The sequence below is a fragment of the Arthrobacter sp. HLT1-20 genome, from assembly GCF_054510895.1.
Map to the genome: position 1 here is coordinate 23,570 of NZ_JBTNDR010000042.1, position 6,458 is coordinate 30,027.

The 6,458-nt window shown below is 64.0% G+C and carries 6 protein-coding genes and 1 pseudogene; 3 read left to right on the plus strand and 4 right to left on the minus strand.

The genetic code is table 11. From position 1 onward, the window contains the following. Positions 1-5: 5 nt before the first annotated feature. Complete coding sequence (locus ACX80Q_RS16615; RefSeq protein ID WP_459331646.1) at positions 6-926, minus strand: LysR family transcriptional regulator; 921 nt, start codon at positions 924-926, stop codon at positions 6-8. A 348-nt stretch (positions 927-1,274) separates the two neighbouring features. Here ACX80Q_RS16615 and ACX80Q_RS16620 point away from each other — a divergent pair. Beyond that, a pseudogene (locus ACX80Q_RS16620) lies at positions 1,275-1,814 on the plus strand (EamA family transporter); the annotation flags it as partial. Between the two features lie 99 nt (positions 1,815-1,913). Here the strand turns inward: ACX80Q_RS16620 and ACX80Q_RS16625 are convergent. The 3 genes from ACX80Q_RS16625 to ACX80Q_RS16635 all read right to left on the minus strand — a co-directional run bounded on the left by ACX80Q_RS16625 (position 1,914) and on the right by ACX80Q_RS16635 (position 3,736). Further along, positions 1,914-2,546 (minus strand): dihydrofolate reductase family protein, encoded by a 633-nt coding sequence (locus ACX80Q_RS16625; RefSeq protein WP_459331647.1) that lies wholly within the window; start codon positions 2,544-2,546, stop codon positions 1,914-1,916. Positions 2,547-2,576: 30 nt separating this feature from the next. Further along, positions 2,577-2,948: a VOC family protein gene (locus tag ACX80Q_RS16630; protein ID WP_459331648.1), complete on the minus strand. Its 372-nt coding sequence runs from the start codon at positions 2,946-2,948 to the stop codon at positions 2,577-2,579. Positions 2,949-3,040: 92 nt separating this feature from the next. Continuing rightward, positions 3,041-3,736 (minus strand): VOC family protein, encoded by a 696-nt coding sequence (locus ACX80Q_RS16635; protein WP_459331649.1) that lies wholly within the window; start codon positions 3,734-3,736, stop codon positions 3,041-3,043. A gap of 222 nt (positions 3,737-3,958) precedes the next feature. On the opposite strand from ACX80Q_RS16635, the gene ACX80Q_RS16640 reads away from it, so the two are divergent. Both ACX80Q_RS16640 and ACX80Q_RS16645 read left to right on the plus strand, forming a co-directional pair. After that, a complete protein-coding gene (locus ACX80Q_RS16640) occupies positions 3,959-5,071 on the plus strand; it encodes a sugar phosphate isomerase/epimerase family protein (protein ID WP_459331650.1) in 1,113 nt (370 codons plus the stop codon). Further along, positions 5,068-6,348, plus strand: a complete 1,281-nt coding sequence (locus ACX80Q_RS16645) for an MFS transporter (protein WP_459331651.1) — start codon at positions 5,068-5,070, stop codon at positions 6,346-6,348. The genes ACX80Q_RS16640 and ACX80Q_RS16645 overlap by 4 nt, the downstream gene beginning before the upstream one ends. Positions 6,349-6,458: the final 110 nt, after the last annotated feature.

A 6,458-nucleotide genomic window follows, 5' to 3' on the forward strand; every position in this document is an offset into this window, starting at 1 on the left:
TGCGCCTAAGCGGAGGACCCAGCGGAGGACCCAGCGGAGGAGCGTCCCAGCCGGTCCAGCATCAGGGCCAGAGCGGGCCAGACGTTGCGGCCCTGAACCGTGCGGGCATGGGCGCGCATCCGCAGCCCGGGGTTGCTCAGCGGCAGGATTGAAACTCCGGGACGTACCGGCCGGTCCAGTGGCAGCAGACCCACGCCGAGTCCGGCCACGATCAGGTCCTCCACCAGGTCAAGGCTGTCTGACTGGTGGCGCAGGGCGGGTTCGAATCCTGACAGGGAAGCGATGGTGCGCAGAACTATCTCGTCAGCCTGGTTACGCGAGTTCCCAATCCAGTCGTGGTTGCGGAAGGCAGCGAACACATCCGCCGCATCGGCCCCGGCGGATGACCGCCCCGCATCCGCTGTAGGTACGCCCAGTCCCCACGGTGCCGACCACAGTGGGAGCGTGTCGATGCCTGGCCCGGCATGGTCCGGCGCCAGGTTGTAGTCATAGGTGAGTGCCAAATCGATCTGGTCCATGGCCAGCTTCTTGAACGCCTCGCCGGGTTCGTGCTCCAACACCACCATCTCCAACGCGGGGTGCTCCTGTGCCAGCTCATGGATGATCGGCATGAGCGTTCTGCGGATGGCCGTGGCAAATCCGGCGATCCGCAATGTTCCGGACGGTTCCGCCGACGGGTCCAGGTCCAGCCGGGCGGCGTCGACGGCGGCCAGGATGACCCGGGCGTGGTCGGCCAGCCGCCGCCCCGCCGGGGTCAGCCGCACTCCGCGGCCGTCCGGTTCAAGCAACTGCGCACCCGTGTCCTGGGCCAGCATCGCGATCTGCTGCGAGACGGTCGACGTCGTTGCCCCCAAGAGTTCGGCCACCGCACGCATGGAGCCCAGCCGGGAAAGTTCAAAGAGGTATTGCAGGCGTCGGGTTTCCATGGCCACCATTGTCCACGATTCTTGAACAATATGTTCAAGTTTCTCACGTGGACGCGGACGGATGGTATCGGGTGTACTGGTTTCATGATGTCCCCACAGGCCCAAAACACCGCAGGCACCGGCACCCTCATGGCCTTTGCCGCCATGTGCTGCGTCCAATTGGGCCTTGCCGCCTCCGTGGGGCTGACCGGCCAGCTCGGCGCCGAGGGCGTGGGGTGGCTGCGCCTAGCCTGGGCGGCCGTCATCATCGTGGCGCTAGCCCGGCCGTGGCGCCACCGCTTCAGTCGCCGGTCTCTGCTCATGTGCGCACTGCTGGGACTTGCGACGGCGGGCATGACTCTGTGCTTCATGCTCGCCATTGAAACCATCCCCCTGGGCACCGCCAGCGCCCTGGAATTCCTGGGTCCGCTGTCCATCGCCGTCTTCCAAGGCCGGGGCGCGGCCCGCTGGTGGGCGTTGTCCGCCGCAGCCGGCGTGCTCTGCCTGACCGAGCCATGGCACGGCGGAGCAAACCTCGCCGGGGTCCTGTTTGCCCTGGGCGCGGCCGCCTGCTGGGCGGTTTATGTGCTGCTCACCCAGCGCGCGGGCGATTCCGTCCACGGCCTCAACGCCCTTGCCATCTCACTGCCGGTGGCCGCGGTGGCAGCAACCTTCGTCGTGGGGCCGGCCACCATAGCCCAGCTCGACTGGCAGCTTCTTTTGATCGGATTCGCGCTTGCGCTCTTGCTCCCGGTCATCCCCTTCAGCCTGGAACTGTTGGCCCTGCGCCGGCTGACGGCCGCGGCCTTCGGCACGCTCATGTGCCTGGAACCGGCCATTGCCCTGTTGGTGGGCTTGACAGTGTTGGGCCAGGTCCCGCGCCCAGCAGCCCTCGCTGGCATTGTGCTGGTCATCGCCGCGGGAATCGGGGCCACCCGCACAGGTAGCCGCACGAAGTACGACGGCGCAGGTCGTCCCGGGCGCGTGGGCGACGGGCGCCGTCGTGCATCAGGGGGAAGGGATGTCCCCAACCCCCGTGTAGGTGCCGTGGGTGGGGCTGCCCGCAACTTGGTAGCTGTGCAACGCGAGGCCGCCGGGAGTGGTGCTGCTGCTGAGCAGGCGCAGGCCGGCCGGGGCGCCGCCGTCGGGGAAGAGGCGGCGGCCGCTGCCCACCACCACCGGGGCAATGGCCAGACGGATTTCGTCGATCAGCCCTGCGGCAAGCAGTGACTGAGCCAGGGTGGTGCTGCCGTGAATCTGAAGTTCGCGCCCTGGCCGGGCCTTGAGCTCCTTGAGCTGCCTGCCGATGTCCCCGGACAGGACGGTGGTGGGATTCCACGATCCTTCCTTCAGGGTGTTGGATGCGAGGTACTTGGGTAGGCCGTTCATGAGCGCGGTGAAGGGGTCTTCGGGGTCGGTGATCTGCGGCCAATCCCGGGCGAAGGCGTCATAGGTTCGCCGGCCCAGCAGGAGGGCGTCGGCCTGATGGAGCCACTGCACGGCCTGGTCAATGAAGGCCTGATCCATGTGTGGCACAAACCAGCCGCCACCGGAGAAGCCGCCGCTCGTGTCCTCCTCGGGGGAGCCGGGGCCCTGTGACACACCGTCCAGACTGACAAATTCGGTCAAGGTCAGTTTCATGGCAGTCCTCCGTGCTGGGTCCGTCCCTGGTTAGATGTGCTGGTCCACGATGATCGGGTTGCCGTCCGGGTCCAGCAACATGATGCTGGCCGGTCCCGTGGTGTCCGTGTCAGCTTCCGCCAGGAGTTCCACGCCACCGTCCTTGAGCTGCCGTTGGATGTCCCGGACGTCGGTAAAGGGTGCAATGGCCTGTGCGTCCTGGTTCCACCCGGGGTTGAAAGTCAGCGAGTTCTTCTCAAACATGCCCTGGAACAGACCAATGACTGCGTCGCCATTCTTCATGACGAGCCAGTTCTGTGCCACATCGCCCACGTGGTGGGTGAATCCGAGTTTTTCGTAGAACGCCACGGAGGCTTTGATGTCCTTGACCGCGAGACTGATGGAAAACGCGCCGAGCTGCATGGGGTGCTCCGTACCTGGAAGGGATTTCTTTGATCCTAGCCCCGGCGCAGGCGTGCGGCCAGAGCAGGCGCGTCCGTGGTCTGCTACAGGTGCTACAACTCCGCGCCGAGTTCGGCGGCCGTGGCCAGGTCAGCGGACAGTGCCGCCTTTTCGGCTGACGAAAGTTCCATGGCAGCCAGCTCCGCCAGGACGGTGCGGGCGCGATCCTTGTATCCTGCGCGGACCAGCAGTTCGGCGAGGTAAGCAAGAACGGGGACCTTTTCGGGCTGTGGGGCATCGGCATGGCGCAGCAGTCCCGCATCGAGAACTGAGATGGCCACAGGAATGTCGCCGCGGGCGTCACCCTGCCGGGCAGCGTTCAACATGACCCGTTCAAAGACGCCCGTGGGGCCGTTCTGCTGGTCCTGTGCACTGGAGACGATCCGCAGCCAGTTGCCGCCAGGATCAACCACAGTGAAGCCCCCGGCGGTTCCCTGCCTTCGGCGCGGGCGGGTGATCCGAGGTATCCCCGAGATGGGCAGCTTTCCGAAGTGCTCCTTGAGCCCGGTGGCGAACTGCTCAAACAAGTGACCTGTGTCCGGGGTCAGGATGATGATGCTCCCCAAGGAGTTTTCCGGCTCAAAGGCGGCTACGGCGGAGAAATGAATGTCTATGCTGCCGCGCTTGAGGCACAAATAGGGGTTGGGGCGCTCTTGCCGGTACGTCTTTTCAAATCCCAGGGCCTCATAGAAGGCAAGAACATCGTCAAGGTTTTGGCAACTCAGGATCGGCACGGTTCGCTCGCTCATCTCCAAACTCTAGCAAGGGGTGCGCACGTGCAGCAGAAATCACTGCCATGGCATCGGCAGCGCCGGCAGATTCAGGTGCCCGCGCCGCCCAGCCTGAGCGAGCACGCGAAATGGACTTAATGATGGCACCAGTAATGGCGCTACCTGCACGACTAATTGTTTGCTAAAAATTGAGGAACCCGTTCGCGGGTGATCTCGAACACACCGCTTGCAAGGAGTCCCATGCCACACATCCAGTCCCGATTCGCGGCCGTGCTGGCGCCCAATCTCGATGCCGAAGAAGTGGCAGGAATTCCTGAGCTGACCCCCACGGTGGCCAGCAAGCTAATTCAACGGATCGACAGCGTCCGCTTGTTCGCCCACGCATACTCGCTACTGGGCAACTTCACCTACGGCACCCTGCGGCCCCGTGACCTGCTGATCTACGCCTATGAGCACGAACTCGCCGGCATCTGCATCCATCTGCTCGACGGGGAAGAACGTGGACTGGGCCAGATGACGGACCCGCAGCTGCGTGAGTTCGCCGACCAGGCGCGCAGGCTGAACCTTTCAGTGCACCTGGAAATCAGCAGCACGGAGCCGGCCGACGTGGATGAGGTGGTGCGGATTGCCCTCATCTTGGGTGTCAAGCACATCCGCGCCTATTCACGCTACGAAGGATTTCTCTCCGAGGTTCTGGGCCGGGTGGATGAAGACCTGGTGTACCTGTCAGAACTGGCTGACACACACCAGCTGGACTTCTATTTTGAACAGCATGAGGAACTCAAAAGTGCTGAGATTTCCACGGCACTGGAGCGGCTGAACCACCCCAGGGTGCATGCCTTGTTTGACTTGGGCAACATGGTCAACGCCTGTGAGCGCCCCATGGATGCGCTGCGCGAACTTGCCCCGCACATCCGCCAGGTGCACCTGAAGGGGATCAAGATCATCCCCGAAGGCAATGGCTTCGGCCATCGCGGGGTGCTCCAGGGCAGCGCCGACGACGACCTGCCCGGACAACGCATGCTCTTTGAGCTGCTGATGCTGGGCGACAACGGGCATCAGCTCATCGCCTTCGCCCTTGAACAGGAGAACCACTACAGGGCCCCTGCGTTCCGTCTGAGCGATGAAGACCCCAACCCATTCATTCCCTACCGGGACATGAGCACCACAGACCTCCCGGAGGGGCTCAGCCTGGCAGAGATGCTGGTGCAGGAACCCCAATGGGCGCTCAACCAACTTACCCATGTCCGATCGGTGCTGGCGCAACTTCGCGAGCTTGCCGAATGCCGCCTGGAGACCGCTGCAATGGCCGCAGCCGGATCCGGCACAACAACCAACTGGAGCCAATCATGAAAACGTTCGACAAAGCGAAATGGACCAGGTTTGCCCTGCTCGTCATGGGTGGGGGAACCATCTACAAGCTGGCCAATCTCAAGGACGTCTTCTACGTCCCCATGCAGGAACACCTGGGCCTGAGTAACACCGAAATTGGCATGCTGCTGAGCGTCAACTCCATTGTGGCCACGGCCCTGTTCGTGGTGGGTGGATACCTGGCAGACCGCTTCCAGACCCGCCACGTGATTGCGCTGGGCCTGGTCAGCGCCGGCGCCGTAGGTCTGTATATGAGTACCTTTCCGGGCTACAACCAGCTGCTGGTCCTCTTCGCCATGCTGGCCATCTCCTCCGACTGCCTGTTTTGGCCCGCGCTTCTGAAGAGCGTGCGGGCACTGGGCGACAGCAAGGAGCAGGGCCGCATGTTTGGGTTCCTAGAAGGCGGACGCGGTGTGGTTGACACCCTGGTGGCCTTCTCCGCGCTGGGCATCTTCATCGCCATGGGTTCAGGCATGGGCGGCTTCCGCGCCGCCATCATCACCTATTCGCTAATCAACATCGGCATCGGCGTGCTCCTGTTCTTCCTGCTGGGCAAGCCGGCGCCGGTCCGGGCACAGGAAAGTTCCGACCCGGCGGCCGCGGCAAAGAAGCCGCATGTCCTAGATGCCCTGAAGCAGATCGCCAAGCTGCCGCAGCTGTGGCTGGTCAGTGCCACTGTCTTCATGGTCTACATCGTCTATGTGGGCCTGACCTACTTCATCCCGTACCTGTCCACCGTGTATGGCCTGCCCATTGCCCTCGTGGGCGTGTTCGGCATCATCAACCAGTATGGACTGAAAATTGCAGGAGGTCCCCTGGGCGGCTACCTGGCCGACAAGAAGGTGGGCAGCCCGAGTCGCTACTTGAGCTTTGCCTTCTTCGCCCTCATCCCCGTCATGGCCGTCATCTTGCTCATGCCAGCCGGTGAGGCCTTCCGCATCCCTGTCATGGCGCTGTGTCTTTTGTTCTCACTGATCGTGTTCACCATGCGCGGCGTGTTCTGGGCCCCCATGGACGAGGTGGGCATCCCGGAGGAAATTAGTGGCACGGCATTCGGTGTGGCCTGCCTCATTGGCTACGCGCCGGGCATGTTCGGCTTCCTGATCTACGGCGCCATCCTTGACGCCAACCCCGGCGCAGCCGGCTTCCACCTGGTCTTCATGATCATGGGAGCCCTTGCCCTGTTGGGCGGAGGCGTCGCCATGGTGTTGGCCCGCGCGGCCAAGCGCAACAAAGTTCTTGTGGACGTGCCGGCCTAGCCCGCCGCCCACCACCCTTTTCAAGTACGACGGGGGGGGGGGGGGGGCAGGGGGGGGGGGGGGGGGGGGGGGGGGGGGGGGGGGGGGGGGGGGGGGGGGAGGAGAGGGGG